The sequence below is a fragment of the Actinosynnema sp. ALI-1.44 genome, assembly GCF_001984155.1.
Lineage (GTDB): Bacteria > Actinomycetota > Actinomycetes > Mycobacteriales > Pseudonocardiaceae > Kibdelosporangium.
Genome location: NZ_MTQO01000034.1, coordinates 66,367 through 91,623, shown reverse-complemented (window position 1 = coordinate 91,623; position 25,257 = coordinate 66,367). Strand labels below are relative to the sequence as shown.

At 67.2% G+C, this 25,257-nt stretch carries 21 protein-coding genes and 3 pseudogenes; 9 read left to right on the top strand and 15 right to left on the bottom strand.

What is annotated here, in order from left to right; translation table 11 throughout:
- Positions 1 to 64 precede the first annotated feature (64 nt).
- Positions 65 to 1,345: a toll/interleukin-1 receptor domain-containing protein gene (locus tag ALI144C_RS08010; RefSeq protein ID WP_076986366.1), complete on the top strand. Its 1,281-nt coding sequence runs from the start codon at positions 65 to 67 to the stop codon at positions 1,343 to 1,345.
- A 5-nt stretch (positions 1,346 to 1,350) separates the two neighbouring features.
- Here ALI144C_RS08010 and ALI144C_RS08005 read toward each other — a convergent pair whose 3' ends face one another.
- Entirely contained in the window at positions 1,351 to 2,517 is a 1,167-nt protein-coding gene (locus ALI144C_RS08005) for a DUF58 domain-containing protein (RefSeq protein ID WP_076986451.1), read from the bottom strand.
- Positions 2,518 to 2,521: 4 nt separating this feature from the next.
- Positions 2,522 to 3,487 (bottom strand): AAA family ATPase, encoded by a 966-nt coding sequence (locus ALI144C_RS08000; RefSeq protein ID WP_143230503.1) that lies wholly within the window; start codon positions 3,485 to 3,487, stop codon positions 2,522 to 2,524.
- Between the two features lie 489 nt (positions 3,488 to 3,976).
- Between ALI144C_RS08000 and ALI144C_RS07995 the strand changes: the two genes are divergently transcribed.
- Positions 3,977 to 5,281: a helix-turn-helix domain-containing protein gene (locus tag ALI144C_RS07995; RefSeq protein ID WP_076986364.1), complete on the top strand. Its 1,305-nt coding sequence runs from the start codon at positions 3,977 to 3,979 to the stop codon at positions 5,279 to 5,281.
- A gap of 169 nt (positions 5,282 to 5,450) precedes the next feature.
- On the opposite strand, the gene ALI144C_RS07990 is transcribed toward ALI144C_RS07995, so the two are convergent.
- On the bottom strand, positions 5,451 to 6,080 hold the full coding sequence (locus tag ALI144C_RS07990; RefSeq protein WP_143230502.1) for a hypothetical protein: 630 nt from the start codon (positions 6,078 to 6,080) through the stop codon (positions 5,451 to 5,453).
- Between the two features lie 268 nt (positions 6,081 to 6,348).
- On the opposite strand from ALI144C_RS07990, the gene ALI144C_RS07985 reads away from it, so the two are divergent.
- Both ALI144C_RS07985 and ALI144C_RS07980 read left to right on the top strand, forming a co-directional pair.
- Positions 6,349 to 6,984 (top strand): ATP-binding cassette domain-containing protein, encoded by a 636-nt coding sequence (locus tag ALI144C_RS07985; RefSeq protein ID WP_237774038.1) that lies wholly within the window; start codon positions 6,349 to 6,351, stop codon positions 6,982 to 6,984.
- On the top strand, positions 6,984 to 7,808 hold the full coding sequence (locus ALI144C_RS07980) for a hypothetical protein (RefSeq protein WP_076986361.1): 825 nt from the start codon (positions 6,984 to 6,986) through the stop codon (positions 7,806 to 7,808). The genes ALI144C_RS07985 and ALI144C_RS07980 overlap by 1 nt, the downstream gene beginning before the upstream one ends.
- Here ALI144C_RS07980 and ALI144C_RS07975 read toward each other — a convergent pair.
- The 7 genes and pseudogenes from ALI144C_RS07975 to ALI144C_RS07940 form a co-directional block, all read right to left on the bottom strand.
- The gene (locus tag ALI144C_RS07975; protein WP_083752835.1) at positions 7,764 to 8,852 is read right to left on the bottom strand and encodes a polyprenyl synthetase family protein; all 1,089 of its coding nucleotides are present in this window, start codon (positions 8,850 to 8,852) and stop codon (positions 7,764 to 7,766) included. The two genes, ALI144C_RS07980 and ALI144C_RS07975, sit on opposite strands and share 45 nt — an antisense overlap.
- Before the next feature lie 13 nt (positions 8,853 to 8,865).
- Complete coding sequence (locus tag ALI144C_RS53080; protein WP_143230501.1) at positions 8,866 to 10,431, bottom strand: oxygenase MpaB family protein; 1,566 nt, start codon at positions 10,429 to 10,431, stop codon at positions 8,866 to 8,868.
- Between the two features lie 141 nt (positions 10,432 to 10,572).
- Positions 10,573 to 11,022, bottom strand: a pseudogene (locus tag ALI144C_RS07960) (VOC family protein); the annotation flags it as partial.
- A gap of 282 nt (positions 11,023 to 11,304) precedes the next feature.
- A pseudogene (locus ALI144C_RS07955) lies at positions 11,305 to 12,078 on the bottom strand (prenyltransferase); the annotation flags it as partial.
- Positions 12,079 to 12,588: 510 nt separating this feature from the next.
- Positions 12,589 to 13,410 carry a S1 family peptidase gene (locus ALI144C_RS07950; RefSeq protein ID WP_076986360.1) on the bottom strand — a complete coding sequence of 274 codons (822 nt, stop codon included), beginning with the start codon at positions 13,408 to 13,410 and terminating at the stop codon, positions 12,589 to 12,591.
- 226 nt (positions 13,411 to 13,636) lie between these two features.
- A complete protein-coding gene (locus ALI144C_RS07945) occupies positions 13,637 to 13,945 on the bottom strand; it encodes an STAS domain-containing protein (protein ID WP_076986359.1) in 309 nt (102 codons plus the stop codon).
- On the bottom strand, positions 13,942 to 18,144 hold the full coding sequence (locus ALI144C_RS07940; RefSeq protein WP_076986358.1) for a SpoIIE family protein phosphatase: 4,203 nt from the start codon (positions 18,142 to 18,144) through the stop codon (positions 13,942 to 13,944). Before ALI144C_RS07940 ends, ALI144C_RS07945 begins: the two co-directional genes overlap by 4 nt.
- Before the next feature lie 511 nt (positions 18,145 to 18,655).
- On the opposite strand from ALI144C_RS07940, the gene ALI144C_RS07935 reads away from it, so the two are divergent.
- Both ALI144C_RS07935 and ALI144C_RS07930 read left to right on the top strand, forming a co-directional pair.
- Complete coding sequence (locus ALI144C_RS07935) at positions 18,656 to 19,399, top strand: GAF and ANTAR domain-containing protein (RefSeq protein ID WP_076986357.1); 744 nt, start codon at positions 18,656 to 18,658, stop codon at positions 19,397 to 19,399.
- 230 nt (positions 19,400 to 19,629) lie between these two features.
- Entirely contained in the window at positions 19,630 to 20,748 is a 1,119-nt protein-coding gene (locus ALI144C_RS07930; protein ID WP_076986356.1) for a carboxylate-amine ligase, read from the top strand.
- A 22-nt stretch (positions 20,749 to 20,770) separates the two neighbouring features.
- On the opposite strand, the gene ALI144C_RS07925 is transcribed toward ALI144C_RS07930, so the two are convergent.
- From ALI144C_RS07925 to ALI144C_RS07915, 3 genes are all read right to left on the bottom strand, one after another.
- The gene (locus ALI144C_RS07925) at positions 20,771 to 21,142 is read right to left on the bottom strand and encodes a hypothetical protein (protein WP_143230500.1); all 372 of its coding nucleotides are present in this window, start codon (positions 21,140 to 21,142) and stop codon (positions 20,771 to 20,773) included.
- Between the two features lie 261 nt (positions 21,143 to 21,403).
- Positions 21,404 to 21,646, bottom strand: coding sequence for an acyl carrier protein (locus tag ALI144C_RS07920; RefSeq protein ID WP_076986354.1), 243 nt, complete (start codon positions 21,644 to 21,646; stop codon positions 21,404 to 21,406).
- 249 nt (positions 21,647 to 21,895) lie between these two features.
- Complete coding sequence (locus tag ALI144C_RS07915; RefSeq protein ID WP_076986353.1) at positions 21,896 to 22,270, bottom strand: VOC family protein; 375 nt, start codon at positions 22,268 to 22,270, stop codon at positions 21,896 to 21,898.
- A gap of 153 nt (positions 22,271 to 22,423) precedes the next feature.
- Here ALI144C_RS07915 and ALI144C_RS07910 point away from each other — a divergent pair, with 153 nt between their 5' ends.
- A complete protein-coding gene (locus tag ALI144C_RS07910; protein WP_143230499.1) occupies positions 22,424 to 22,852 on the top strand; it encodes a hypothetical protein in 429 nt (142 codons plus the stop codon).
- A gap of 365 nt (positions 22,853 to 23,217) precedes the next feature.
- Here the strand turns inward: ALI144C_RS07910 and ALI144C_RS07905 are convergent, their stop codons facing one another.
- Positions 23,218 to 23,496 carry a hypothetical protein gene (locus ALI144C_RS07905; protein WP_076986351.1) on the bottom strand — a complete coding sequence of 93 codons (279 nt, stop codon included), beginning with the start codon at positions 23,494 to 23,496 and terminating at the stop codon, positions 23,218 to 23,220.
- A gap of 328 nt (positions 23,497 to 23,824) precedes the next feature.
- Between ALI144C_RS07905 and ALI144C_RS07900 the strand changes: the two genes are divergently transcribed.
- Entirely contained in the window at positions 23,825 to 24,517 is a 693-nt protein-coding gene (locus ALI144C_RS07900; RefSeq protein ID WP_168211205.1) for a ketoreductase domain-containing protein, read from the top strand.
- A complete protein-coding gene (locus ALI144C_RS07895; RefSeq protein WP_076986349.1) occupies positions 24,504 to 24,839 on the top strand; it encodes an acyl carrier protein in 336 nt (111 codons plus the stop codon). The genes ALI144C_RS07900 and ALI144C_RS07895 overlap by 14 nt, the downstream gene beginning before the upstream one ends.
- Here the strand turns inward: ALI144C_RS07895 and ALI144C_RS58975 are convergent.
- A pseudogene (locus ALI144C_RS58975) lies at positions 24,775 to 25,151 on the bottom strand (SDR family oxidoreductase). The gene ALI144C_RS07895 and the pseudogene ALI144C_RS58975 sit on opposite strands and share 65 nt — an antisense overlap.
- Between the last annotated feature and the right edge of the window lie 106 nt (positions 25,152 to 25,257).

Here is a 25,257-nt window from a genome sequence, read left to right as displayed (position 1 = left end):
CCCCTGCCTCCTCAACGTGTCGAGGTTGGCAGCAGTGCCCCATAATGGCAAGGGGAGTGGCTGTGTGGGTGGGGTGTTCATCAACTACCGCACCGGGGACGGGGACTGGGTCGCGACATTGCTCGCACGTGAGTTGTCGGCCCGCATCGGTTCTGCGAATGTTTTCTTCGCCAGCAGGTCGATTGGAGTCGGGCAGGATTTCGTCACGCAGATCCTCGGCCGGCTCCGCGAATGCGAGGTGATGCTGGCCGTCATCGGCGCGCGGTGGCTCGATGCCACCGACCGGCACGGTTCCCGGCGGCTGAGCAATCCGGCTGACTGGGTGCGCAAGGAGATCGCCGAGGCGTTCCGCCACGGACTGCGAGTGATACCGGTATTCCTTGACACCACAGCCTCTCCGGCCACGGCCGACCTGCCCGACGACCTCGGAGCCCTGGCTAGTTGCCCCGCCTTGCGCCTGCGCCATGGTGACGACGGTGACCTCGCCCGCCTGCTCGACGAGGTCGTCGCCCTTGCCCGTCAGCCACCGTCCGAGGACACCATCCACCGGGTCGCCAGCCAGACGCTCGCCGAACTCGACGAGTCCCGTTACCCGGTTTCCGTTCCACGACCACCGGACAGTGAGGCACCTGCCGCACTGGAGGATCGGCTTGCCCGCTACGCCCGGGACATGACGCGGTTGCTGCGCCTGACCGCCACAGGCGGCTACCTCGGCGGAGGCCCGCACAAGCAGTGGATCGGGGTTCTCGATCGATTTCTGAACCGCCGAGACGAGGCGCCGCCTGCCGACGGCTGTCGCCCGTGGCTGGCCGCCGAACTGTACCCGGCCCTGTTGTTGAGTTATACGATCGGAATCTCGGGCATAGCCGCTGGGCACGACGACCTGGCGTACCGGCAACTCGCGCTCGCGAAGGCCCACGGGCCCACACAGAAGGAACGGTCCGCGCTCCGAGTTCTCGCGCTGCGCCTCGTGGTCGACCCGCAGTACGCCACAGCCTTCCCGAAATGGCGGGGAACGCGCCACCACCACGCGTTGAGCGTGCATTTACGCCAGGAGTTGCATCCGATCTTCCACCACCTGGTGGGCGACCGTGCGTACGAACTCGCTTTCGAGGAGTACGAGTACCTTCGCAGCCTGCTGGAACTGCACAGCATGGCCTTCACCTCGCTCGGCGAGTTCGCCTTCCACCAGGATCAGGGCACCACCACGGTGGCCGAACGGATGAGCACCCGGCTGACGTCGGACTCCGTGCTGCTACGAGCAGGCGCTTTCGACGGCGACGCGGCCAAAGCGGCGGCGGCCAGGCATCAGCTCGCCGTCGCCATCCGCGGCCGGTACCGGTGAAAGGTTCACTGCGGCACCAGCTTGTTCCACGCCATCGCGAACCTCGCACAGCTCGACGCCCGGACGGCGATCAGTTCTCTCGGTGGGACCACCACCTTCGCGGACTCGTCACTCACCTGGACCAGTCCGGCGGTGAGGAATCGCGGCCGCAGCGCGGCCATCAGCTCGAGGTGCCCGGCGGTCACCTGTCCGGTGACGATCGCGATGGCGGCCTGGTCGCCATGGGCCACGACGACGCGAACGATGTCGACCAGAGCGGACAGGCCGCGATCGGCCGCGGAGCATCTCACGACGGACAACTGGTCGAGTGGAGCTGTTGCCGTGTCATGCCATTGGATCGCCTGATCGTCGCCGTCGACAAGGTCACCGGTGGTTCGGAGGGCGACAGGGAACCCTGACCGGCTGGCGGCCACGCAGAACGAGGCGGCGATCCGCACTGCCTCGTCGAACGATCCGCGGCCGTACGGTCCGGCGCTGGTGTCGAGGAAGATCAGCTGCCGTGGCTCGTCGGGCACGACGTTGTGCCGGACCACGAGAGTCCCGGTTCGTGCCGTGGACTTCCAGTCGATCAGGCGCCAGTCGTCGCCGGGTTCGTACTCGCGCAGACTGTGGAAGGCAGCACCGCCCTGCACGGATCTGCTCGACGTGCGTCCTTCCACGTCCCGTGGGCCGCCGAGGGGAACGGGGGCGACGCGGTGCACTCGCGGGTGCACGTACAACACCGACTCGCCACCGCAGGACCGTCCGATGTGGAGCAGTCGGAACGGGTCGGCGTGGCCGATCGTGAGCGCGGGGATCACATGGCGGCCACGACCAGCGGGCGGCAACGGGTACTCGACCTGGTCGCTGCTCCTCGCGGCCAGGCTCGGCAACGGCACACGGACCTCAACGCCCGCGATCGTCTCGATCGCCACCAGCGGAGGACTGCGCCGCGACCCGGCATTCGTCACCGTCAGCACCCCGCGGGCAGGGTCTCCTTCGACCACCCGCCGCGGGCGGATGTCCCGCACGGCGGTGAGCCTCGGACGCGCCACCACCCAGATCGCGGCAACCAGGAACGCCGCGACCCCAGCCAGGCCGAACATGACCAGTTCGGGGTAGTCGGCCAGGATGCCGCCCGCCAACAGGGTGATCGTGCACACCGCGGTGGCGACACCGTTCTTGGTGACCACCCGCTCACCCACGCCCGCGCGACCGGGGAACCGGTGCGCTCGCCAGTATGTCCTCCACGAGCGCCTCGGTGGTCTGCTTCTGGACCTTGGCTTCCGGCGTCAGCAGGATTCGGTGGCCCAACACGGGTACCGCGACCGCTTTCACGTCATCGGACGTGACGAACGACCGGCCCATGGAGATCGCATACGCCTGCGACGCGACGGCAAGGGCGATGCTGCCTCGAGGGCTGACGCCCAGCCTGACGTCCTGGTGGTTGCGGGTCGCCCGCGTGATGGTTCCGACGTAGCGCCGCAGTTCCTCGGACACGTGGAGTTCCTGAGCCGCCTTGATCATGAGGCGGAGATCGTCGAGTTCCATCACCGACGCCGACTCCTCGGGACGGCGGCGAGCGATGCCGTCGGCGATGATGACCGCCTCGTCTTCCAGTGTGTCGGGGTAGCCGACGGTGATCCGCATCAGGAACCGGTCGAGCTGGGCCTCCGGCAGGGTGAACGTGCCCTGGTGCTCGACGGGGTTCTGCGTGGCGACGCACAGAAACGGATCCGGTACCCCGCGCGGAACACCGTCCACGGTGACCTGCCGTTCGGCCATGACCTCCAGCAGTGCCGACTGGGTCTTCGGGGAGGCCCGGTTGATCTCGTCCCCCAGCAGGATGTTCGCGAACACAGGTCCCTGCCGGAACTCGAAGACGCCCCGGGTCTGGTCGTAGATCTGCACACCGGTGACATCCGACGGCAGCAGGTCGGGGGTGAACTGGATCCGCTTCACCGTCGCACCGGCGATCGACTGGGCGATCACCTTGGCCAGCGACGTCTTGGCCACGCCGGGGACGTCCTCGATCAACAGATGCCCCCGGGCGAGCAGACACACCACCGCGAGGTGAACGACACGGGGCTTGCCGCGGATGAAATCGTCGATGTTCCGGCACAGCTCTTGGAACTGCCGTTGGAAGATGACCTCATCGGGCACTGATGCCCCCTGTCCTCGCAGTTTCGCGGTTCAGCAACAGTCTGGACCACTCGCGCGAAATTGCGCCCTGGTTCCCCTGACCGGTCGACGCACGACCTTTTCCGGGCCACGAACACAGTGGGCGGCGGGAGGGATGTGGCCGTGCGGCAGTGGAGATCACAGCGGGGACTGGTCTCCACTGCCGCAAGCACCCCCTGCGGAGTTTTGCCGGAACACCCGGCAAGCCCCCTTTGCAATGCCCCACCAGCATGGACCTGTGTTGCCCGCGCGGAGCAGGGGGTTCCTGTCGCCTGGCCGCGCAGACGACGGGAGACGCGTGGAAATCGCGCGAACGGTGGTCGGCATCCGGAGAAAGCTAGGCCACGGCGACCGTTGCTTAGTAGCCTGGCACGGTTACGGCAGCGGGCCATAGGGCGCCTCGTCGGCATTCTGCACAATGCGCCAATTGGCATGCTGTCGGAGCGCAGGCCGAAGCGTAGGGGAGTGCGCATGTCAGAGCAGCAGCCGGACGCTTTTGGTGCGGAACTGCGAAGCCGCCGGATGACCGCCGGTTTGTCGCTGTCGATGCTGGCCAAGCGGGTTCACTACAGCAAGGGTTATCTGGGCAAGATCGAAACGGGGAACAGATTCCCGAGCATCGATCTCGCGCGGCGCTGCGACGCGATCCTTGATGCGGGCGGCCATCTGGTTGGTCTGGTCGACCAGGCCCAGCCGCCGAGTCCACCGCCAGTCGTCGCCGACCACGACGGCGAAGTGTGGGTGATGAGCATGGCGCCGGATGGATCCAGTTGGCTGACGCCGGTGCCGCGGCGCGAGGCGCTCGCGACAGGTTCGGCATCGTTGTTGGGACTGCACTTCGGCTCGCACGGCATGACAGCGGCAGCCGAGCAGGAGTCCACAGTGGCGGTGTTTCGTTCGCTGTTCGAACAGGTCCGGCGGCTGGGGCAGACCACCAGCCCCAGCGTGGTGCTGCCCACCGTGATCGCCCAGACCCACACCCTGCGTGGCCTGGCCACCGCTGCGCCCGCGACCACCCGTGACGACCTGCTTGGCCTGGCCGCCCGCTACGCCGAGTACGCCGGATGGATGGCCCAGGAAGCCGGTGACGAGCGGGGCGCGTTGTGGTGGACACACCACGCGGTGGAACTCGGGACCGCCGCCGGTGACACCCAACTGGCCCAGTACGCCCTGATTCGGCAGGCGTTGATCACGCTGTACCGCGAAGATGCCGCAGGCACTGTCGACTTGGCCCAACAGGCACAGGCTGACCCGCGAACATCGCCTCGCGTCCGTGGCCTTGCCGCGTTGCGGGAGGCGCAGGGTCACGCGCTGGCTTGCGACTACGACCAGTGTCAGCGGGCGCTTGATCATGCGACGGGGTTGCTGGAAAAGAGCAAGGACAACGCTTCCGACGGAATGGTGATCGGCTCCGCGTCGGTGACCGGAGGTGACTTGAGCAGCCTGGTGGCGGGCTGGTGCATGCACGATCTCGGCCATTCCCGGCAAGCGGTGGCCATCCTCGACCGGCAACTGGCGTCCCTGCCCGGTAACGCTCGGCGTGCGCATGCCCGTTTCGGCGCACGCCGAGCGTTGGCGTATGCCGCCGCAGGGGAAGTCGATCATGCCTGTGCATTGGCAGGTGAGATCCTTGATGTCGCTGAAGTGGTCGACTCGGCGACTGTTCGGCAGGACCTGCGCCGACTGGCCCGTATGCTCGTCCGCTGGCACACCCACAGCTCCGTGCGTGACGTGCTGCCCCAGCTGAATGCGGCGCTCCGCACGCGAATGCCTTAGCCTGGATCCGCCGAACACCCCCAACGAACTTCCGATCGCAACCACTGAGCCCGGACTTGCCAAAACGACACCGAGCTATTCGCTCATGCGAACAGCGAGACGGGCTCCGCCCAGTCGTCATCGGGGCGACGGTCCACGCGAAGCTTGTGCTCGGGGTGCCCGGCGGCCCTCAGTTGCGCCACATCCGACAGTCGATCAGCGCAACGGCGTGGATCACATAGTGGTCGCCCGTATCCAGAACCACGAGCCGCAGCACATTCATCTCACCCGGGCCTCGGCGTCCGGTTGCCGACCCGATCTCGACCTCGATTTCCATGGCCGGATGGCGCATGCCAGCCGGGGATGTCAGCACGGTCTCCTGCGGAGTTTCATAACGCGTCATCGCCTCTGGCGACCAGGTCTTCCCGACGAGCTGATGCGCGTGTTCCCACAGCACCGAATGCATATCCAGCTCGTCGTTCGAGAGGATGAGAGAGGTGGCGACCACTCGACGACAGGCCAAGTCGTCACTGGAGATCATCACAGCCGGCGGATCGGCGTTCGTCGCCGTAGGCGTGGTACGGCCGTGTTTTTCCTGCGTTCTCGCCAGGACCAACGCCGCCGTCAGGCCGGCGAGTACCGCAGTCACCACCAGGCCGACGACCAGCCAGACCCTGTTCCCCCGGCTGTCTGCTCGATGATGCATGTGTATGTTGCCGTGCATCGCGCCGACCTGCGCAACCGCACGCGCACTGCCGCTGAAGTCGTTGTCGATCTCCTCTCCGACCCTGCCGGATCTCGATTGCCGATCATCCGCCACAGCGAACACCCCTCAACTTCATTGTTCGCCTTCGGCGAGCATGTCACCGGTATAGAGACGGAAGCTGAGAACAGACACAAGGTCAACCTGAGACTCTCCCAAGAAGCGCGGGGCGCTCGTTCAGGGGGCAATTGTCGAACCAGTTCTCGGCGTCATGCGGTCATCACCATCACTCGATGGTGTGGCACGTCCGTTCGAGACGGAGAGCCTTGTTGAGTGAGCTGACGGCTTCATGAAACCTGGATGGCAAAGGCCGAGGAGGCAGCACGTGGCGGGTGACGGCAAGGTTCTGCGCGTCAGGAATGTCGCCTATTCGTACGGGCGGAATCGGGTCCTGCGTGATGTCAACTTCGAACTGACCGCCACGTCCGTGGTGGGCGTGGTCGGTGAGAACGGTGCGGGAAAGTCGACGTTGCTGCGCGTTCTCACCGGCGACCTTCCGCTGCGGCACGGCGTTGTCGAGTGGACGGGCAGCATCGCCTACTGCCCGCAGCAACCGGTGCTCAATCCCGCCTTCACGGTGGCGCAACACCTGGAGTTCTTCCGGGTCGCCTACGGGCTGGCGGATCTGCGGTGGGCCGAGGAGATCATGGACGTGCTGCGGTTCCGCCGGTTTCTGGATCACCGCGTCGGCGCGCTCAGCGGAGGTAGCCGGCAGAAGCTCAACCTGACGCTGACGTTGATGTGCGATCCCGGGATCCTGTTGCTCGACGAGCCGTACCAGGGTTTCGACTGGGAGACCTACCTGCGGTTCTGGGAACTGACCGCGGTGCTGCGTGACCGTGGCCGCACAGTGCTGATCGTGTCACACCTTGCCCATGACACCGCTCATTTGACCGAACTGTACCGTTTGGACAGTGGTGTTCTCACTCGGGACGATCGCGTCGGAGGTCGGGCGGCCTGATGTCTCGCTCAGGAACATATGTCACCACCGCGATACGGATGGCGCTGATCGAGATAGCACGCAACAGGATGGCGCTCGCGCTCGTGGTCCTGTTCATACCCACGTGGATCACGCTGGCTCACCTCGTGTTCAGCGCGCAGCCGATCGGGTTCCGTGTCCGGGCAACCGGCGAGGTGATCACCGCTCCCGCCAACCAGGCCGCGCAGATCACCGGCGCGCTCAACGCCGTGACGCTGATCGTGGGCTTCGCGATGTTCGCCACCACGTTCTCGTCACTGGCGTTCGACCGACGACTGGTCATGGCCGGGTATCCGCGGACGTTCCTGTTGTTGGCCAAGGGCGTCGTGGTAGTGCTCGCGTCAGCGTTGATCGGCGTGTACGCCACGACAGTCATGGGACTGTTCTGGCGGTCCGAGTCGACAACTGCGCTGTGGCTTGGCCTGTTCAGCGCTGCGTTGACGTACGGAGCGATCGGGATGGTGCTCGGTTCGCTGCTGCGCACCGAACTCGCGGGGATGTTCACGATCATCATGATCAGTCTCGTGGATCTGGGACTGCAGAGCCCGTTGTCCAACCCCGCCGCCGACAGCCCGTCGCTTCGGTACCTGCCTTCGTACGGAGCGGTGCAGGCCAGTGTCTCGGCTGGGTTCGCCGACAACCCCGCACTGGGACACATCGGTCTGCAGTTGCTCTGGACTGCCGCGTGGGCGGTGATGTGCCTGGTGGTTTTCTCCTGGCACACTCGTGATCGTCGTCGTGCACGAGTCAGCCGGTCTCCGCTAGTGGTCCCGAGCGGTGGCGACGGTCACCGCGTTGCGCAGTAGGCGTTCGCCGACAGGGTGGAAGACACCGGTGTCGAGCAGGGCGAGCGCGGTGGCGCGGCGTTGGGTGATCATCCGTTCGACGGTGGCGCGGGCGCCAGTGGCGTCGAAGACGTCCCGGACCAGCGCGACGCCGTCGGCGTCGAGGTCGGGAGACCCGACCAGGGTGTTCAGCAGGCCGTGCTGCTGGGCATCGGCGTGTCGGCGGGCCAAGGCGAGGAGCACTGTGTTCTTCCCAGCACGCAGGTCGTCTGTGGTCGGCTTGCCGGTGAGCTCCGGGTCGCCGTACACGCCCAGCAGGTCGTCACGCAACTGGAACGCCTCGCCCAGCGCGGTGCCGAGCTCGGTGCCCGCCTCCAACTGCCGGTGGTTGGCGTCGGCCAGCAGAAGCCCCAGCCGCAAAGGATGGGTCACGGTGTACATGGCGGTCTTGTAGCGGGTGATGAGCATGGCCTGTTCCACGCTGGTCGCGGCTGTGCCCGCGGTGAGCAGATCCAGGTGTTGCCCGGCCACGGTGTCGGTACTCATGGCGTTGAACACCTGCCACGCCGCCGCAGACTGCTCGGCGGTGAGGTCCGCGGTGCGGATCAGCTCGTGGGACCAGCCCAGAGCCATGTCTCCGACCAGAATCGCGATGCTGAGCCCGAACCGGGCAGCGTCGGGATGACTGCGATGGCGGTGCGCGACCAGCCGGTGCAGCGTGGCGTGACCACGGCGGCGGTCACTGTCGTCCATGACATCGTCGTGGATGAGGGCGAAGGCGTGGAACATCTCCAGTGCCCCGGCCACGTTCACCGCGCCCGGCGTCAAGGGGCCGAGTTCCCCGCCGGCGCGCTGACCGCAGGCCAGCAGGAGCGGCCGCATCCGCTTCCCGCCGACGAGGCACTCCCGCAGGAGCACGACAAGGGACCGCAGCCCGGGTGAGTCGGCGGTGCGCTCCTTGTCCGCCAGGAAGCAGGCCAGCCGCTGGTCCACGGCCCGCTGATCGTCGGCCAGCAGCGCGACATCGTTGACATCCAGCACCTCGCCGGGCATCACCAGGGACATGACAACCTCTTTCTCATCGGCCGGACCGGGAGTTGCCTGCGCGTTTGCGGCCGACGCCCTGGAAGACGAAGGCGGTGACGGGGATTGGGAGCATGCGTACCGTTTCGCCTCGCCCGAGCAGCCACCGCGCCAGGTCCACTATGGACGGACGCAGCCCGGTGAGGTGCAGTTCCACCCCGCGCGCACGGCATTCACGCACCAGTTCGGCGCGGTTCACGAACAGGTCAGGGTCGTGGATTCCCGGTGCCATCAGCCTGGGGATGCGTTCGGCGACGGTGACCGCGAGGAACCGGGCGATCGGTGTGTCCGCCAGGGTGTCCAGCACCAGCAAGCCGTCCGGTCGTAGAACGCGGCACGCTTCGGCGACCACTGCGGGCAGGTCGGTGACGTGCTCCAGGATCTCCCCCGCGACCACGACGTCCGCGGCGGCGTCCGCGAACGGGAGCCGGGTCACGTCACCGCGCACCGCCTCCACTCCGTGGTCGGTGGCCTGCCGCAGCGCTGACGGCGAGAGGTCGACGCCGACGTGCCGGTAGCCCTTGCCCGTGAGGTGCGGTGCCAGCAGGCCGCCACCACAGGCCAGGTCGACCAGGACGGCGCCAGGCCGTGGCGCGGGAGGGATGGCGTCACCCCGGACCGCGGCGAGCCAGTGCAATCCGGCGAAGACACCGTGCGGTGACCACCACTGTGTCGCCAGGTCCTCGTACTGCTGCGGGTCATTGCGCGCTCTCACCACCGTTCGTGGCGTGTCGATCTCGGCTCGGCAGAGGGCTTCCCGGGCGATGCGGTCGTAGCGGACCCAGCGCGGCAGCAACGGCCACACGCGACGCACGACCGCCGCGAACACACGCAGCAGTCGTTGGTCGGCGGCGCTGCACCGGATCTTCAAGCGTTCTCGTACAGCTGGATGCAGCGTGCCGCGCGCGATGAACCACAGGAACTTGGCGGCTACAGCAGCGAACGGCCACCACACGAAGTGTGGCAGCCACGGGTGCCGCCAGGTCCGCGGCGCACGCAGGCCCTGTAGCGTCTTTTCCGCCGCCGCCGTGTGGTCAAGCACGTCGGCGCAGGTGCGGTCGAAATACTCGGCGAAGCTTGCCCAGTCCGCAGGCATCACTCGATCGCCCACGCCATAACGGGCGTACCATTGTCGGCTCTCCGCGTACAGCCGTTCCCTCTGTTGTGCGTCCAAAGGATCACCGAACCACTCGGTCATCGGGATCACCGCCTCGAAGAACACGGCATGCGACCAATAGAAGGCATTGGGGTGCAAAGCGTGCCGACGACGTCCGGCGACGTCCACCTCATGAATCGGACGGTGGAAGTCACGGATTCGCCTGGCCTCGTCCACCCCGGCGCGGCAGCCATAGGCGACGCGCAGGATACGGCGCAACGCCCGGTGGGACCGGATCCACGGCTGGGTCACCCACGGCGAATCCGGCCGAACCGCGGCGTCCACCTCCGGGTGCATGACCTGCAGCAGCACTCCACGCAACGCGAACAGCGCCAATCGGCGGTCACCGAGGTATCGCCAGGTCACCGAATCCGGGCCCAGCAGGTCATCGGAGTCCTGTCGCACCGGCACCTCCCTTTCCCTCAGAGATTTCCCCGGCGCTCCTGCTCGCGCTCGATCGCCTCGAACAGGGCCTTGAAGTTGCCCTTGCCGAAGCCGAGCGAGCCGTGCCGTTCGATCAACTCGTAGAACACCGTCGGCCGGTCACCGTTTGACCGTGCTTTCCCCGGCCACGTAGCCGGTCAGGTACGGGCCGGAGTAGCGGGAGCGGTCGATCAGGCTGTGGCGGGTCTCGCCGTACGCCGCGATCGCCGCGATCCGCACTGTGCCGTTCTCGTCGGAGACGTCGTGCGGCTCCTCGAGCACAGTCGCGCCCTGTTCGCGGGCGTGTGCCACGCACTGGTCCACATCGCCGACCTCGAGCGCCAGATCGGTCACGCCGTCGCCGTGCCTGCGGTGGTGGTCGAGCAGCGGGCTGTCCGGCGCCACACCACCGTTGATCACGAACCGGGCCGAACCCGATTTGAGCACATAGGACTTGTAGTCCCGATTGCCGGTCTCCGGTCCGGAGTACGCGACCAGGCTCATTCCGAACGCGACCTGGTAGAACCACGCGGTCTGGGTGGCGTTGCCGACCACGAACACCACCGCGTCGAGGTCGTGGATCACGACCGGATCGGCCACGCCGCCCCTGCGGTCCACCACGGACGGCTCCCCCAGTCGCCGCTCCCGACTGGGCTTGGCCAGCAGCCAGCCGACCACCCACGTCGTGCACACCAGTGACGTGCCGACCGCCACTCCGGCCCACTCCGTGTACTCGCCGTGATTGCCGTACAGCGCCGCGTCGAGCAGCAGGCTGAGCATTGCCGCGCACACACCCGCCGGCAGTTGCATCGATGCCCAGAACGTCACCGCGTTCGCCCTGGCCGGAACCGCCATCGCTCCAGTCACCAGTTGCCGCGAGATCCACAACGGCAACACCGAGGTCAACACCATCGCAGTGGCCACAAGCGGCGGCAACGCCCCGACCAGTCCCAGTGTCACGATCAGGCAGTACGCCACGGCCTGCACGACCATGTACGCGCGCACCAGACGCCGCGGTCCCAACAGGACGGCGACCGTGCGCTTCCCCGTCTTCCGGTCTCCTTCGAAATCGGACAGGTTCATCAGGAACTGGCGCGCCAGCTGGAACAGGAAGATCGGGCACACGACAGCGAACACAGTGGTCGAAAGGCTGTGTGCCTGGAAGTAGTACGAACCCACCGGGGCCAAGCCGTACAACGTGACCGCGGTCGTCAACTCCCCGAGACCACGGTAGTTGAGCCGTACCGGCGGCGCGGTGTAGAACCACGCCAGCGCCAAACCGAGGACAGCCAGGACGCGCAACACCGTGTCGGGCACGACGACGACCAACATCATCGCCGTGAACAGCAGGACGTAGGCGGCGGACACACTCGTCGACGGCTGGACCAGTCCCCGCACCAGCACCCGGCTCCCGCCGGTCCATTCCGTGTGCGACGTGTTCGCCTTGTCCGCCTTGAGGTCGAAGAACTCGTTGCTGTAGTGCGCCATCAAATGCGCACACCACACCCCCAGCAGGGTGATGACGTACCACGTGTAGTTGATCTGATGGCCGTCGTACGCGGCTATGGTGACGCCGAGACCGATGGCCGCCGTGCTCTGCAGGAGGAACTTCGGACGCCCAAGCCGCACGAACGAGCCGAAGCGGGACCACCGGGACCGGTCCGCACCGTCGACCAGGGTGCCAGCAACCGCGCTGCCGCGGACACGATCGCCGCTCGACAGGTAGCTGTTCGTTGCCGCACCCGGCTTGCTCTTCGCGGACTCGGTGTACGGCGGATGTGTTTCGTCGTGCCGCGGCGCGGCCCCCGCCCTCTGCTGCTTTGTGTCCACGCGGGACGGTTCCCCGACGAGCCCCGGGATACTCAAAACAGGCGAGGAATCACCCGAATGTGCGGGTTCCGGTTCGTCAGCGCGGTGTCGCGCATACCGTCCTCACCGATAGTTCGCCAGATCAGGGTGAGGTGCGGAGGAATGATCGGTATCCACCACTGCGGCCGAGCCGACAGGCGGCTCGGCCGCAGGAACGCTCACCACTGTGGTTCTCCGCATGGGGCGGTTCACCTGTGACGTCCGATTTGGACCTCAGCTGACCACCGCCACCACCATCCACCCGGTCGCAGTGGACGTGTCGATGCGGGATCAGTTGCGTCCGTGAATGGTGCGGTGGATCCAGTCGGCGTAGGCGGGCACGCTGGTGTAGAGGCCGGGTCCGTTGGCGCAGGGCACGTCGTTGTCGCCGGGACCGGAGGTGACGCCGATCAGCTCCCACCGGCCGCCCTTGCCGCGCTGGATTTGCGGGCCGCCGGAGTCGCCCATGCACGCCATCGCGTTGGGCTTGCGGCTGATGGTGCACAGCCGGGTCGAATCCGCGTAGCCGGGCGAGCACTCGGACTCCGCCGCGCGGCGGGTGTCGAGCTGCTGGAGCCGTTCCGGGAACTTCACCTTGGTGAGGTCGCCGGTGTCGACCGTCGTGCCGAAGCCGAGCAAACGGGTCGGCGTGCCGGGTCGACCAGGGCGAGCGGCAATGCGGATCGGCCGTTCGGAGACCGGGCGGTCCAGGCGCACCAGCGCGATGTCGTTCTTGTTCGGCTCACCCGGCTGGTAACCCGGGTGGCGCACCATGCGGTCGATCTTGCGCACGGTGCCGCCGGAGGTCCGCCACTTGCTTCCGACGCGCACAGTCCCCTCCGGCACGGCCGGGTTACGCCCCGGGTCGACGCAGTGCGCCGCGGTCACCACCCACTGCGGGTGGATCAACACCGCCCCGCAGACCCCCTTGGCGTTGTTCATCTCGGGCACGACCTCCGGAATGGAGGCCATGAACTCGTAGCGCTCGGTGGAGTTCTTCCCGTTCACCACGGCCTCAGCGGCGCTGGGTACCGCGATCGCGCAAAAAGCTCCCACCAACACGACACCCGCGGCACGAGCCAGGTTGCGGCGCACGGAATCCACTCTCGACATGCTTGTCCTTCGTTCGACGACTTCGGATCGATCGAGTCAAGCATCGCCGTCCGCCACGTCACGCACCATCCGGCCAACACGCCGAACCGCGGTGATGACAGCGCGACCTCGGCGGTAGCGCCCGCGCTACCACTCGGTCGCGGACCCACCAACCGGCGCTCGTGTCACCGGCGAACGGGTTCGTTCGCACAGGGGTGCGACGCGGACCGCACGTGGGATGTGGTGGTCAGGCCTGGGTGGTGGATTGTTCGATGGTGACCAGGGTGGTCAGGCCGCTCACGGTCATCGCGGACATCAGCAGGGGGTTGACGATGAGGTGCAGGTGGTCGGCGTGGGTGAACAGGGCGTTGATCGCACCGCTGTCGAGGTAGTCCACACCGGTCAGGTCGACCACGACGGGCCTGCCGTCGCCGACCGCGGTGGCCAGGGCGGCGCCGAACTCGGCGATGGTGGTCAGATCGATCTCGCCGTGGGCGGTCAGCAGGGGGCGTCCGTCGGGGTGGTGTCCGGTGGTGAGGGTGAGCGGGGCGGTCATGCGGTGATCCTCGCGTACATCTCGACGGTGGTGCCGTTCTCGGTGGGGTGGATGGCGACCTGGTGCATCAGGCCCCGCATCAGCGGGATGCCCCGGCCGCGGCGGCCGACGGCGGTGGCCCGCAGGTCGGGGGTTTTCCAGCTGCCGCTGTCGATGACGGTGATGCGCACGGCGTGGGCCAGTGCGGTCGCGCGCAGCCGGATCACGCCGTTGACGTGGTGGCGGTGGCCGTGTTCGACGGCGTTGGCGCAGGCCTCCCCGGTCGCGATCAGCACATTGGTGGCCTGGTGCGGATCGACGTCGCAGCGGGTCAACCAGTCCCGGACCGCCTCGCGCACCGGGGGCAGCTCGCTGGCCTGCGCGGGGAACTCGACCTGCAACGGTCCCGGCTGGCGGTAGATCAGCACCGCCACGTCGTCCTCGAACCCGCTGTCGGGGGCCAGGCTGGTCATCAGGTGGCTGGCCAACGCGTTCACCGGGATCTCCCGGGCGTCGTGCACGGCGGACGCCGCACGGCTGATGCCCTCGCTCAAGGAGCGGCGGCGCCGCTCGACCAGACCGTCGGTGTAGAGCAGCAACGTCGCCCGCGGCGGCAACGTGACACTGTCCAGGTCACGGGGCCGGTTGATCCGCACGCCGAGCGGGATGCCGTGACCGCCCTCCAGGGTGGTCGTGGTGCCGTCGGCGTGCGCGAGGATCGGCGGCGGGTGTCCCGCGCTGCTGTAGACCAAGTGCCCGGTGGCGGGATCGAGCACGGCGCACAGAACGGTGGCGCAGCGGGCGCCGGGCAGCAGCGCGGCGAACCGATCCAGCCCGGCCAGCGCCTGCGCCGGGTCGCCGTGCTCCAGCAGCAGAGCGCGGCAGGCGCTGCGCAACTGGCCCATCACGGTGGCGGCGGCCAAACCGTGGCCGACACAGTCGCCGACCACGACACCGATCCGCCCCTCCGACAGCGGTACGGTGTCGTACCAGTCGCCGCCGATCTGCAACGGCCGCGACGCGGGCTGGTAGCGGACGGCGAACCCGTCCGGCAACGCGTCCGGGCCGAGGATGGCGTGCTGCAACGCCAGCGCGGTCTCGCGTTGCTGGTCCAGTTCGTAGAGCCGGTGCAGACTCTGGCTCAACCGCCCCGCCAGCACTGAGAGCAGCGCCTGGTCCTCGGGTGAGATCGTCCGGTGCGGCCCCAGGTCGATCCGCACCGCCACGACCCCGTCCAGGTGGGTCATGCTGATCCCCACGCAGCCCGGCAGCTCCACCTGCGGGGTCAACGCCGGCGCCGTGCACATGCCCCGGATCGCGTCCCGTACCGCCGGTGCCAGCTCGGCCCACTCGGTCCGGTCGCTGACCCGGACCACGTCCGGCTCCCCCACGTCGCCCGAGCCGGTGGGTGGGGCCGCGAAGCTCGCGACGGCCACGTGGCGGGCGGACCAGATCCGCTGCAGAGCGATGACCGTCGCAGCCAACGCCTGGGACACGGTGTCGGCCGAGGCCACGTGTTCGGCCAGGGTGGCCAGCGCGGCGTCGCGGCGCGTGGTGTAGTGCTCGGCGGTGACATCACGGATCGTGCCCACGACCAGGTGCTCACCGGTCACGGGGTCCTCGACGCGGCTGAAGGTGGAGCGCAACCAGACCCGGTGCCCGTCGCGATGCGTCGCCGGCACCGTGGCCTCACCGGTGCCCCGCTCGAGCGCTCGCGCGTGTTCCTCCACCACGAGTTGGTAGGCGTGCGGGTCGCCCTTTGGGTCGGGCCACCACGGGTAAGGCTGCGGATACGGGAGCCCGTCGGGGCCGTAGCCGAGGATTGTGGCGAAGGCCGCGTTGATCTCCACGAGTGTGCCGTCGGCGTCGCTGAGGAAGAATCCTTCCTGCAGGGAGTCGACCAGCGCGGTGCGCCACCGGGCGTGCTGGGCCCGCAACCGCGCCAAGCCGATGTTGGCGCGCACTCTGGCCAGCAGATCCGCCGCGGCGAACGGTTTGACCAGGTAGTCATCCGCGCCCGCCTCCAGGCCTTGGACGGAGGCCTCCTGCCCGGCACGGGCCGACAACAGCAACACCGGCACGCTGGCCACCCGGGGGTCCGCCCGCAGCGCGGCGATCAACTCCAGCCCGTCCAGGCGAGGCATCATCACGTCACTGACCACCACGTCGGGTGGATCGGCACGAATCGCCTCCAGCGCCGCTTGGCCGTCGCTGACAATGCGCACCTCGTGCCCCGTGCCGCGCAACAGCCGCGCCAGGTATCCCCGCATGTCCGCGTTGTCGTCCGCGACCAGCACTCGCCCCGCCATCGGCCCGCTCACGAGCGGCGCGGCGACGGGGTGTTCGGTGTCGGCAGGCCCGTCGACACTCGCCGGCCTGCTGAGCTCCGGAGTGGGTTGCCAGCGCAACGCCTCCTGCACAAACGATTCCGCCGTGCCCGGTGCCCCACCATCGTCCTGGCCGGGTTCCTCCACAACGCACTCGGCAGGCAGGTGTGCCCGACCGAACGGCACCTGGATGGTGAACGTCGTGCCCTGATGTTCCCGTGACACCGCGGTGATGCTGCCGCCATGCAGGCCGACGAGTTCTTTCACCAAGGCAAGGCCGATCCCGCTGCCTTCGGTGGAGCGGGACCGGGCGTGCTCGACGCGGTGGAACCGCTCGAACAGGCGCGGCATCTCCGTCTCGGCGATCCCGGTGCCGGTGTCGGCCACTTCCAGCACCACATGGTCTTCGTGGCCGGTCAACCGGATGCTGATGCTGCCGTCGAAGGTGAACTTCACCGCGTTGGACAGCAGGTTCAGGATCACCTTCTCCCACATGTCCCGATCCACGTACACCCGCTGCGGCAAAGCCGGACAGTCCACATCGAACCGCAACCCGGCCTGGTCGACCGCCGAGCGGAACGAGCTGGCCAACTCCAGGGTCACCGCGGCCAGGTCCACCGGTTCGTAGCGCGCCTGCATCCGCCCGGCCTCGATGCGGGAGAAGTCCAGCAACGTGTTCACCAGCTTGCCCAGCCGCAGCCCGTTGCGGTGGATGACCTCCACGTCCTCCCGCACGGACGCCGGCGGGTGGGCATCCGGATCGGACATCCATGCGCGCAACTGCTGCACCGGACCGGTGATCAACGACAACGGCGTACGGAACTCGTGGCTGACGTTGGAGAAGAACGTGGTCTTGGCGCGGTCCAACGCGGCCAGCTCATCCGCCCGGCTGCGCTGCGCCTGATAGCTGCGGGCACTCAGGACACCCGCGGCCACGTGCCCGGCGGCCAGTTCCACGAACGCTCGATAAGCCTCATCCAGCGGCCGGTACCGGTTGAGCGCCATCACCATGAACCCCAGCGGTGTCTCACCTTGCTGCCGCAACGGCACCACCATCGCCTGCACAGGCGGCAGTGGCCACTCACCAGTCGGCAACGACTCCCCCGCACCCCGGTCGAGCTGCACCAGTCGCGTCACGCCGGCCCGCACCGCCGCGTCCAGCCACACCTCGACGCTCCCAGCCACCGCATCGACCGGGCCGGTCACACCACTGGACGCGGCCAACGCCGGGCTGCCGGCCTCGTCGAACAAGTAGGTCAGCGTGAACGGCAGATCTCGCTGGTTCCCGCCCAACTGGACACCGGCGAACTCCAGCATCTGCGTCTCGGTCCGGATCACGCTCGGATCCGAACCCAGATCGCGCAGCGTCGCCATCCGGCGTTCGCCGATGACCCGCTCGGTGTCCTCCGTGACCACACACAACATGCCCACCACCGCGCCGTGCTCATCGCGCAGCGGACTGTAGGAGAAGGTGTGATATGTCTCTTCCGGGTAGCCCGCGCGCTCCAGGAACAGCAGCAGTCCCTCGTCCCAGGTCGCGGTACCGATCTCGAGCACCCGGTCGATGCGTGGACCGATGTCCTGCCAGATCTCCTGCCACACCTCGCTGGCCGGGCGTCCCAGCGCCCACGGGTACTTCTGGCCCAGCGTGTCGCGCCGGTAAGCGTCGTTGCAGAAGAACGTCAGCTCCGGGCCCCAGGCCATCCACATGGAAAACCGCGACGACAACAGGATGTTCACCGCGGTCCGCAAGCTTTGCGGCCACCCCTGCGGCGGGCCAAGCGGCGTGCCGGCCCAGTCGACCGCGGCCAGGTCACGACCTACTTCGGCGTCGGCGGCGAAGACGTCCACCCCTGACGTCACGCGAGCCACGACCTCGTCCGAACCGGCCATCGTGCGCCGCCCTTCCCGACCCCGTACCCATCCACCACCAACCCAGCACAGGACGCACCACAGCGCATCCCCAACATGGTGTGTCCTTGGCGGTGCGCGGCATACAGCGCACCGGCCGGGCGCGAGACACCGGCGACCTTCTTGACCGGCGCGCACAACTTAGCAGAACCACCGTCCGCTGCCCGGGAAGCCCACGCGCGACCGAACCGTCGACGTCGACTCGCCAGGGACGACCCCTGACGAGGAAGACGGCCTCGTCGGCACACTGTTGGACCGACGAGGCCGCGGCCCTCCTACACCACATGATGTAAGCAGGCCTACTGCGGAAGTTTCCGAGTTGCCCGCCGATCAAACCAGCACGGATCACCCCATTCGCCGCACGCACCCTCAGCGGTAAGGTGACCTCGGTGGCGTTGAACAGTCAGCGATCATCTCCGAGTTGATCGCACGCTGTTTCCTCCGATGTCAGGAAACAGCGGTAGAAGCTGACTGGTTGGTGGGTGACCCGCGTATGAGCGAATTGCTGGATGACATCAGATCCGCACTGGTCACCTTGACCGCCACACTGGAAACAGCCTCCGGTACCGCGGAGATGCTCGACGCGGTCTGCGCGGAAGCGGTCCGGGTGGTCCCCGGCGCCGACATGGCAAGCATCACCACCATCGACGAGGGTACGGCCCGCACCGCGGCGTACACCGATGCCCGAGCCCTCCAGGTCGACCAAGCTCAGTACGCGCTGGGGCACGGCCCATGCCTGCACGCGGCCACCACCGGCGAAACAGTGCGGCTGTCGCTCGACACCGCCAGCGAGATCTGGCCGGACTTCACCGCCAGCGCCAAACGCATCGGCCTGGGCAGCTACCTCGCCACACCCCTGCGAGTGGACGACCACCTCTCGGGCGCGATCAACCTGTTCGGGTTCGACAACCACGGCTTCGCCGAACTGGACTCCCAGCTACTCACCCTCTACACCACGGTGGTCGTGTTCGGACTCCGCACCACCCGCCGCTACCAACAAGTGCGGGAGCTGGCCGACCACCTCGAAACAGCGATGCGCACCCGCGCGGTGATCGAGCAAGCCAAAGGCATCCTCATGGCAACCCACAAGATCACCGACGAGATGGCGATCCAGCGCCTGATCACCCACTCCCAGGACACCAACACCAAACTCCGGCACGTCGCCGCCGACTTCGTCCGCAAAGCCGCCTCCACCGACGCACCCACTCGTCCACCGAGCAGTGGCGACACGACGTAGAGGTGTGACGCCACCGCTGCATGGTCCGATCGGCCGGATCAGGACATCCGGGTCAGGCTCGACATCCAGCAGGATAGTCCACAGTAGACTGTGCTTTCATCGCTGTCACGCCGTCACTGTGCGCGACCTCCGCGCGCCGATCCCGGTGCCGTGATTGGTGATGGCGTTGAAAGGGTACTTCTCGCGCAGATCGATTCGGATGGCGAGCAGCCCGCGGCAGGAAGAACACTATGAGTGAGCAGTTGACCTTCGGGGTCGAGGAGGAGTTCTTCGTCGTGGACCGCCGTGGTCGGCTGTCCCGGCACGCGGCCGCTCTCGTCGACGCCGCGGACGAGCACGAGGGCGAGCTACAGACGGAACTCAACCGATCCCAGGCGGAACTCGCCACCGGCGTCTGCCAGACACATCAGGAACTGCTCGGACAGCTCAACGACCTGCGCACCGGCCTGGCCACAGCCGGTCAACGGCGAGGCCTGCGGGTGGTTCCCAGCGGCGCGGCGCTGGTCGCCGAGTCCGACCCGCCCGGTATCACACCGAATCCCCGCTACCAACGAATGGCCGACCACTTCGGTGCCGTGGCCGAACAAGTCACGACGTGTGGCTGTCACGTGCACATCGGGATACCGGACAAGGAAGCCGGTGTCCGGGTGATCAACCACGTCCGGCCCTGGCTGCCGCTCCTGCTCGCCCTGACCGCGAACTCACCGATCGAAGCAGGCGCCGACACCGGCTACGCGAGCTGGCGGTACCGGCAATGGACACAATGGCCCTCGGCCGGGCCGCCGCCCCGGTTCTCCTCGCACGACCACTACCAGTCCATCGTGGACGGGTGCCTCGCGTCCGGGGCGATCCTGGACCGGGCGATGGTCTACTGGGACATCAGGCTCTCCGACGCCCACCCCACGGTGGAGTTCCGCGTCAGCGACGTCGCCGCGACCGCGCAGGAGGCGGTCCTGCTCGCGGTGCTCATCCGAGCCCTCACCCACGCCGCGCTGAACGCCACAACGCCCGCACCGGAGCTGTCGAACGAGATCCTGCGAGCACGGCTGTGGCGGGCGTCTCGAGACGGCTTCACCGGCCACTGTCCCCATCCCCTGCACGGCGACGCCGTTCCTACCCATGTGCTGGTGTCCGACCTGCTGCTTGACCTCGCGCCGATCCTGCGCGAGAACGGTGACTACGACTTCGCGTGCGAGCAAGCCGCGCTTTTAGCCGTTCGCGGGGGCGGGGCAGACCGCCAACGACAGACGCTCGAACACAGCGGCCAAGCCGAGGATGTCGTGAGCATGCTCGCCGTCGGCTACGTGGACAACCGGGCGACCATGGACGCTCCACGATCTCGCCGATGACAGCGGACAATGCTCTGTGCCGCTACTGGCAGTGAAATTCTGGGCCACACGGCTCAGTGAGTTTCGGCTTCGCAGTGTGGAACCGCTCCGCGAACAGGTGTGCCAGACCGGTGAGGAAACGGGCGACGTCGGCAGGCATGCCGCGACAGTCCGTGCGCACGAGTTCGGGCCCGTCCAGCAGGCGCCCCTCGATGTCGACGACGTAGAGCTTGTCGGGGTCGGTCCGATGACGCATGTCCTGGGGTATCGCCGCGGCGAGGGTGATCAGGTCGTCGAGGAACGCGATGATCGGCGTCGGTGCGTGGGCGCAGCGGCTGAGCACCGTCGCGGAGTCGGAACCCGTTCGCCTCAAGGTCACGGAGTACGTGACAGCGCCCGCCACCATTGTTGTCATGACCAGCGACGATAGGGCACGTCCCGAGAACACGATCGAGCGATGGCACTGGATCGTCGCCGGTGGGATGCGTCGACGGCGACTGTGTCCAGGAGGCGTCGCGACTCTTCGCGTCGGTGCGGACGCGTCCCGGAGCGGCCCGCCTCGCCGGTCACACGACCGACGGGACGAACCGCTCCTTTCTACGCCCAGCACGTCGCAGCGAGAACCGCCCTGCGTGCGAGCTGTCTCACGGCCCCGTCCTCTGCCCAGGGCCCCGGGTCACGATGTCGCAGGTCCCGCTTGCGCGCTACCCGCGAGGTCCTTCAAGAACTCGTGGCACCGCTTCGCCCGAGCCGAGTCCTCGGCCATGATCGAGCTGAAGAATTCGGCGATGTCATCGCGGCCGGCGTTCTTGGCATCCCGCACGTACTGCCCGTAGTCGTGCCCCGCTTTCAACGCGTGATACTGCACGGAGACAAGGTCGAAGGTCACGTCGTCAAAACCGGTCTCGCCCGTAGCCATCACAACTCCTTCTCACCGAGAACCACCTGCGCATCCGATGTACCCGGCTGTCGGCCGCTTAACCAAGCCGCCTCCCGCGTGCTGCGGTACACAGGGGCGACAGCTCACCACTGTCCGCAGGTGGCTGGCCGCGGGCGAGCGACGGGGTTCAGTGCCCGCTCTCGCATTGTCCGAACCTCTAGATGCTTCATCGCAATGCGCCGGGCGCCGTCGGGCTGCATCCGGCCGTTGTCGACCGCCTGGCGAGTGTCAGCCGTGCGCGAGGTCGATGACACAGAACCGGTTGCCCTCGGTGTCGGCCAATACGATGAAATCCGGGTCGGGCGGATAGAGCGGCCACTCGACTCTGGTCGCACCCAACGAGATCAGGCGATCGACCTCCGCGGCCTGCTCCTGTGCGTTCTCGGTATGCAGATCCAGGTGGATCCGTGGGATTTCCTGGACAGCCGAATCGCTCCTGTCCAAGGCCAATTGGATTCCCCGTGACGATTCCGGTGGATCCAACACCGTCCAGTCGTCGCGGGATTCTCCCTGCCGTGGTTGATATCCGAGCGCTCTGCTCCAGAATTCGACTGCCCGAGCCATGTCGTCCACGCCGAGGATGACGGCGCCTAGAGTCAGCATGTGGCCAAGTCTGGCACAGGCCCTTCGGCTCGTAAAACAGACCGTGCAGCAGATGTTGCACTTTTCGCAACCTCGCTCGTGAACGACCGTTGTCCGCTGCGCACTGCGATAGGGCTCCGACCGCGACCGCAAGAGTGCGGCACAATGCCCGGTATGCTCCCGTCGTCGCCTGAGGATCCTCGATCAACGGGATTGCCGGTCAACCAGCGCACGCCGCGCTCTGTCACCGCCCGGCGGGACCGGCGCCCGATTCATCGCCGTCCCGTGGTCTGGGTGCTGGCAGTGGTTGTGCTGATGTTCGGCGGCTGCGGTGTGATGATCTATCGCGAATACTTCATGACAAGGACCTGGGACGGGGCCATGACATTCCGAATAGTCCACATCGGACCCGAGAGGCAGCGGATCGAAAGCGTGCCAGGTACCGCGGATTCGCCTCCGCTGCGCGAGTTCGTCAACGACGACGTTCCAGTCGGCCCTGGCAAGCGAGTGGGCGACCTGGTGCGGTGTCAGCTGACGCAAACCTTCCTGCCGAATGAGGACCTCGCCCAGGGACCACATTCACGGATCATCTCCTGCACGTGACCAGGACCCGCCATGCGAACCTACCGAACGCGGACGGCCGCAGTCGCCAGGCGTCGGGCGACAACAGTCACCCTCCCGAGGAAGGACGTCAGACCGGTCAGTCTTCTCTGTGCACTTCGTTCAAGCGCTCACCATCTGCGCTGTGTGCCGGTCGACCCCGGGACGTCCCGCCGAAACGGTGAGAACGGATCGGCTCCGCCCGTACGAGACTCGGTTCCAGCGAACTTTCGAAGTCGCCTGGCTTGTAGACGCTCTTCACGGACAGGTGATCGGGACGCTGCCGATACACCATGCCCATGTCCTGCCATCCCAGCCAGCGCCCCGTGATGTTCGGGACGCGCTCTCCGAAGACAGCTTGACGGATGCTAGTCGCCGCCGCCTGGAACAATGGTGAGCCCGTAATGCGGGTCCGGCACGGCGGCGAGTGCTTCCTTGATCGAGGATCGGCTGCGGAACTCGTCGCGGATGCGCTCCGTCCGGAAGGCGATCTCGAACACCACACCGCGACGATGCACTCGCCACGACCACCGCACGGCCCGTTCGGCGATCGCGGCGTTGAGAAATGCTTCACCATGGGCGCGACGCCACTCGCTCGCTGGGACTTCCCCGTCGAGCACCTCGATGAGCAGCCAAGGATCCGACACGACCCCTACGATATGCGCGAGAGCACGCCAACCCCACCCGTCCGCACGGCTTGGTTGGTCTCGACCGAGAGGATGTGGCGGGAGCGGACCCCGAGCCGATCAGGGTGAAGGTGGAGGCGCGGTCGTGGCGGCGATGACGGCCCCGACTGGTTTGCGCATGGTGGTGAGGTTTCTCTGGGCAGTCCGTCTAGGGCGAGGTTTGCAGTGAAGAAGCCGTGTGCACCCGATCGGTGGCATCCGGTCAGTGCTGGATGATGGTGTGGTGGGGATCTGGGTGGTTGTGCTGTGGTTGGTCAGGCTCCGGCTGGGAAGTAGTGTCCCTGGCGCAGTGCACCTGGCTCTGGTCGGCCGCCGTGGAGCGGACACGTCCGAAGCCGCCGACACACTCGACGAACTGACCCGGCTCGGCGCGCAGGTGAGCGTGCACGCTGCCGACGTCACCGACCTTGACGCGATGCGGCATGTCGTCGACACGGTCGACCACACCGGACATCCAGTGCGCGGCGTGGTGCACGCCGCGATGGTGCTCAACGACATGCCACTGGCCGAGGCCACGAAGGATACCTTCGAGGCGGTCCTGGCGCCCAAAGCGCTCGGCGTGCTCGTCCTCGACGAGGTGCTGGGAGACCGGCCGCTGGACTTCTTCGTCTCCTACTCATCCGGGACAACCCTGGTCGGCAACGTCCATCAGGCCAACTACGGCGCGGGGAACTTGTTCCTGGAAGCCTTCACCCGCGCGCGCCGCGCCTGCGCCAAACCCGCGACGGTCATCGCCTGGGGCGCTATCGACCAGGTCGGATACGTGGTCCGCCACAACCTGGGAGAACATCTGCGCAAGGCCGACTTCCACAGCATGGGGGTCGATCGGGCACTCGACCTCCTGGAAGACGTTCTGGCCGAGCCGGAAACCGACGTCACGGTGTCCGCCCAAGCTGACTGGAGCCGGGCCAGCTCGTGGCTGCCGATGATGGACAGCCCCCGGCCGGGCAGGGCTGTCGCCTGCCCTGGTGCATGGCAGTGACCTGCGCGTCAACGAACTGCGCGACAAGCTGAAAACACTGCCCCATGACGAGGCACTGCACCTGATCGAGGACGAGATCGTGCGCCATGCCGCCACGGTGATGCAGACTGATCCGGAACGCGTCGAGCGTGACGCGGCTCTTGACCAGATGGGCGTGGACTCGTTGATGGCCATGGAACTGCTGGCCATCGTGCGTGAACAGTTCCAGTGCCGGATCTCCCCGATGGAACTGATGAAGACCTCACGCACGTTGCTCATCAGCACGTCGGCGAAGACCGAAAGGTGTGCGCGGGCATCGCCGGGTGCGGTGGTCGGTCGGTGACCAGAACAGTCGGGCGGAAGATCACCACCGGCCGCTGGTGCACCCGAGACCATCGGTGCACCAGCACCTCCGCCTCGTACTTCGAACGCTGGTAGGCCGTCACGAAACCGTGCGCATCGGCTAGATCGCCCTCATACACCACGTCACGCCACGCCGTCCGGCGACGAACGCAGTGCTGAGATGGTGCACCACCGGCTTCCTGGGACACAGCGCCGCCCACTCGAGAACCCGGCGAGTACCCTCCACATTGGTCTGCCGCAACGGTTCCAGGTCACCGGTCAGGTCCGTGTCCCCGGCACAGTGCCAGATCACATCGACGTCCTCGGCGAGCTCGGTCAGATCGACCTCCACCACCCGCACACGCGAGGCCAGCTCCTGCCGCAACGGGCCCGGCGGATCAACCAGAGCCAGAAACCTC

Bases quoted from the DNA above. Each gene is read 5' to 3' on its own strand.
- ALI144C_RS07945 (WP_076986359.1), bottom strand. From the start codon at position 13,945: ATGACCGCCCCGCTCACCCTCACCACCGGACACCACCCCGACGGACGC.
- ALI144C_RS07975 (WP_083752835.1), bottom strand. From the start codon at position 8,852: ATGTCCCTGGTGATGCCCGGCGAGGTGCTGGATGTCAACGATGTCGCG.
- ALI144C_RS07950 (WP_076986360.1), bottom strand. From the start codon at position 13,410: ATGTCGAGAGTGGATTCCGTGCGCCGCAACCTGGCTCGTGCCGCGGGT.
- ALI144C_RS07915 (WP_076986353.1), bottom strand. From the start codon at position 22,270: ATGCTGACTCTAGGCGCCGTCATCCTCGGCGTGGACGACATGGCTCGG.
- ALI144C_RS07995 (WP_076986364.1), top strand. From the start codon at position 3,977: ATGTCAGAGCAGCAGCCGGACGCTTTTGGTGCGGAACTGCGAAGCCGC.
- ALI144C_RS07930 (WP_076986356.1), top strand. From the start codon at position 19,630: ATGAGTGAGCAGTTGACCTTCGGGGTCGAGGAGGAGTTCTTCGTCGTG.
- ALI144C_RS07925 (WP_143230500.1), bottom strand. From the start codon at position 21,142: ATGACAACAATGGTGGCGGGCGCTGTCACGTACTCCGTGACCTTGAGG.
- ALI144C_RS07910 (WP_143230499.1), top strand. From the start codon at position 22,424: ATGCTCCCGTCGTCGCCTGAGGATCCTCGATCAACGGGATTGCCGGTC.
- ALI144C_RS07935 (WP_076986357.1), top strand. From the start codon at position 18,656: ATGAGCGAATTGCTGGATGACATCAGATCCGCACTGGTCACCTTGACC.
- ALI144C_RS07940 (WP_076986358.1), bottom strand. From the start codon at position 18,144: ATGGCCGGTTCGGACGAGGTCGTGGCTCGCGTGACGTCAGGGGTGGAC.
- ALI144C_RS07920 (WP_076986354.1), bottom strand. From the start codon at position 21,646: ATGGCTACGGGCGAGACCGGTTTTGACGACGTGACCTTCGACCTTGTC.
- ALI144C_RS07980 (WP_076986361.1), top strand. From the start codon at position 6,984: ATGTCTCGCTCAGGAACATATGTCACCACCGCGATACGGATGGCGCTG.